Here is a 3,446-nt window from a genome sequence, read left to right as displayed (position 1 = left end):
ACGAGCGCGCCGATGGCGGCCACGGCGGCCAGGCGCAGGGAGTTCCGCTGAGAGACGATCACGAGTGCACCCCTTTCAGGGGGAGGTGGTCGTTCGGCCCGAGGGACGCGACCGGCGCGGCTTCGGGCACTGTGTCGTTCGCAGGGACGCTCCCCCACCCCCGATCGGTTGTGGACGGATTGTCACTCCTCTGTAACAGTGCGCACGGTCAGCAGTGCGAGGGCGCCGGCCGCCGCCGCGGGCCGGAAGTCGAGGACGCCGGTGAACGGGCCGGTCACCACCAGCAGGGTCTCGTACGCGCGCAGGGCGCGCCACCACTCGCGGCCGGCCGTGATCCGGCCGTCGAACCACGGTTCACCGGCCGGCCGGCGCACCGTCAGGTGCGGCGGGTCCGCGGCGATGGACCAGCCGGGCGCCGGGTCCTGCTCCAGGGCGCCCGCGTCGCGCACCCAGCCCTCCTCCGCCACCACCGGGTTGGCCACCGCGGCGGGCACCACCAGCACCGGCCGCCGGTCCGGCATCAGTTCCGGCCACGCGCCCCCGGCAATCCCCGCACTGACAACGATCTCCATGCAACGCCCCCTGCCCCGCCGACTGCTCCGGTACACGCTCCCCCTTGACGTCCTCCCGGCCCTATGGGGCCGGGATTCCTACCACGGTCGTCTGACCGTCTCGGTGGGTTCCTGCTTCAACGCGCTGCGCCGGAACGGGTCCGGTCTTACCTGCGCTCCGCGAGGCGTTTAGCCTGTCCGCCCGTCCGGCGGCCAGGATGTTGCGTGCGGCGTTCACATCGCGGTCGTGGACGGTCCCGCAGTCCCGGCAGGTCCACTCGCGGACCGTGAGGGGCTTGGGGCCGTCCTTGATGCCGCAGGCCGAGCAGACCTGAGAGGTGGGCTCGAACCGGCCGATCCTGCCGAAGTGGCGGCCGTGCCTGATGGCCTTGTACTCCAGCATGGCGACGAAGGCGGACCATCCGGCGTCGTGCACGGACTTGGCGAGACGGGTCCGGGCAAGCCCCCTGACCGCGAGGTCTTCGACATACACCGCTTGGGTATCGCGGATGATCGCCGTGGAGAGCTTGTGGTGCCAGTCCCTGCGCCTGTCCGCTACGCGGGCGTGCTGCCGGGCGACCTTCTTACGGGCCTTCGCCCGGTTGTTGCTGCCCTCGGCCTTACGGCTGAGGGCCTTCTGCATCCGCTTGAGCTTCTTCTCGGCGCGGCGCAGGAACTTCGGGCTGTCCACCTTGCGGCCGTCGGAGAGGACCGCGAAGTGGGTGAGGCCGAGGTCAATACCGGTCTCGGGCGTGGTCTCGGGAAGGATCGCGGGCTCGGTGTCCACGACGAAGGAGACCCAGTACCGGTCGGTGGCGTCCTTGGTGACCGTGACCGAGGTGGGTACGGCCGGCAGCGGCCGGGACCAGCGGATGGCGAGGTCTCCGACCTTGGCTATGTACAGCTTTCCGTTGTCGCGCAGGCAGAAGCCGTTCGCGGTGAGCCGGATGCTCTGCCTGCTGTCCCGCTTCGACTTGAAGCGGGGCGGTGCGACCTTCGCGCCCTTGCGCTGGCCGGTGACGCAGGAGAAGAAGTTCCGGTAGGCGGTGTGCAGGTCCCGCAGGGACTGCACCAGCACCACCGACGACACCTCGCCCAGCCACGCCCTCTCCTCGGTGCGCTTCGCGGAAGTGATGACCTGCTTCTGCAAGTCGGCGTCCTTGATGTACGGCAGCCCCGACGCGTGGGCTTCCCGACGTGCCCGAAGGCCGTCGTTGAAGACCACGCGGGCACACCCGAACGCCCTGGCCAGCGCCATGCGCTGACCGGGCTCGGGATACACACGGTAGTTGTACCTGAGCTGCACACGCACGACCATACCGCTTGGCCCATGACTGAACTGACGGAGTATCGACGAGGCCGGAGCGTGGCTTCGGCCATGCATGTGCATTCGGTCTTCGTAACGAAATACCAGCGCAAAGCCCTGGACGACGAGATGCTGACGGCCTGCGAGAAAACCACGCGGAAGGCCTGCCAGGACTTCGAAGCGGAACTGAAGGACTTCAACGGCGAGAAGGACCACGTGCACCTGCTGATCACCTACCTGCCGAAGATGTCCGTGTCCGGCCTGGTGAACAGCCTCAAGGGCGCGTCCGCCCGCAACCTTCGACGCGACTTCACCGGCCGCGTGAACCGGGCCGTCATGCACGGACACCTCTGGTCGCCGTCGTACTTCGCCGCATCCTGCGGAGGTGCCCCGCTGTCGATCGTCAAGCAGTACATCGAGCAGCAGCAACGGCCCGCATGACACGCTGCGGCCCGAGGGCGGTTCGCTCCACGCCTCACGGCGTACAGGCTATCCCGACCCTAAACGACCGGGCTTACGCCCGAAGCATCCTGGTCACCGGAACACCTCCATCATCCCCCATCTCCGGGGTCCGCCCCGCCCGACCGTGCGAACGCCCCGACGGTGGTCGAACGGTCGGGCGAAGGGATGGTGACGGAACGTCAAGCGGCGCCCCGGGCCAGCCGTCCCAGCGCCAGGCCCGCCAGCAGGGCCGCCGCGTCGCCCAGCACCGAGTCGTCGAACTCCGCCTGCGGTGCGTGGTTGTACGGCGCGGTGAGCGGGTCGCGGCCGGCCGGGGTGGCTCCGAGCATCAAGTAGGCGGAGGGCACCAGCTTGTCCAGCACGCCGAAGTCCTCCGAGCCCGCGATCGGGTGCGGCATCTCGCTGTAGCGGCCCTCGCCCAGGACATCGGTGACCACGCGCGCCGCGAAGGAGGCCTCGCCCGGATCGTTGACCGTCACCGGGTAGCCTTCGACGATCCGCGCCTGCACCGCGATGCCGTGCGCCTCGCCGATCCCGCGCACCAGGCGCAGGGCCTCCCGTCCGACCCTGGCGCGGGCCTCCTGCGAGAAGGAGCGGATCGTCGCGGCGAAGGCCGCGCTCTCCGGGATGACGTTGGCCATGCTGCCGGCGTGGAACGTGCCGACGGTGACGACCACCGGGTCGAAGGCGTCGAAGCGCCGGGTGACCATCGTCTGCAGGGCCGGCACGGCCTCGCACGCGGCCGGCAGCGGGTCGAGCGCCGTGTGCGGCATGGAGCCGTGGCCGCCGCGGCCGCGGAAGGTGGCCTCAAGGGTGTCGGAGGCGGCCATGATCGGGCCCGGGCGGGAGGTGACGTGGCCGGCGGGCAGCAGCGCCGAGGTGACGTGGAGCGCGTAGGCGGCGACGACGCGCTCGCCCGCCGCGTCCAGGACGCCCTCGTCGACCATCAGTCGGGCTCCGCCGTGGCCCTCCTCGCCGGGCTGGAACATGAGGACGACCGAACCGGCCAGCTCCTGCCGGCGCCCCGTCAGCAGCCGCGCCGCGCCGACCAGTGCGGCGACGTGCAGGTCGTGCCCGCAGGCGTGCATCGCCCCGGCCGTCTTCGACGCGTACGGCAGGCCGCTCGT

General features: G+C 70.5%; 4 protein-coding genes. 1 reads left to right on the top strand and 3 read right to left on the bottom strand.

The genetic code is table 11. The features are described 5' to 3' along the window. Nucleotides 1–182: 182 nt before the first annotated feature. Nucleotides 183–572: a hypothetical protein gene (locus J0670_RS33525; protein WP_207816010.1), complete on the bottom strand. Its 390-nt coding sequence runs from the start codon at nt 570–572 to the stop codon at nt 183–185. A gap of 61 nt (nt 573–633) precedes the next feature. Continuing rightward, the gene (locus J0670_RS33520; RefSeq protein ID WP_207816009.1) at nt 634–1,857 is read right to left on the bottom strand and encodes an RNA-guided endonuclease TnpB family protein; all 1,224 of its coding nucleotides are present in this window, start codon (nt 1,855–1,857) and stop codon (nt 634–636) included. A 24-nt stretch (nt 1,858–1,881) separates the two neighbouring features. On the opposite strand from J0670_RS33520, the gene tnpA reads away from it, so the two are divergent. After that, entirely contained in the window at nt 1,882–2,298 is a 417-nt protein-coding gene (gene tnpA, locus J0670_RS33515; protein ID WP_207816007.1) for an IS200/IS605 family transposase, read from the top strand. Between the two features lie 200 nt (nt 2,299–2,498). Here the strand turns inward: tnpA and J0670_RS33510 are convergent. Next, the coding region (locus J0670_RS33510) for a M20 family metallopeptidase (protein ID WP_207816000.1) at nt 2,499–3,446 on the bottom strand (948 nt) is incomplete at its 5' end.

The organism is Streptomyces sp. FH025 (assembly GCF_017427025.1).
Taxonomy (GTDB): Bacteria; Actinomycetota; Actinomycetes; order Streptomycetales; family Streptomycetaceae; genus Kitasatospora.
This window is presented reverse-complemented; position numbering and strand designations above follow the sequence as displayed.

Excerpts from the sequence above, each read along its gene's own strand:
- J0670_RS33525 (WP_207816010.1), bottom strand. The coding sequence starts at position 572 with ATGGAGATCGTTGTCAGTGCGGGGATTGCCGGGGGCGCGTGGCCGGAA.
- tnpA (WP_207816007.1), top strand. The coding sequence starts at position 1,882 with ATGACTGAACTGACGGAGTATCGACGAGGCCGGAGCGTGGCTTCGGCC.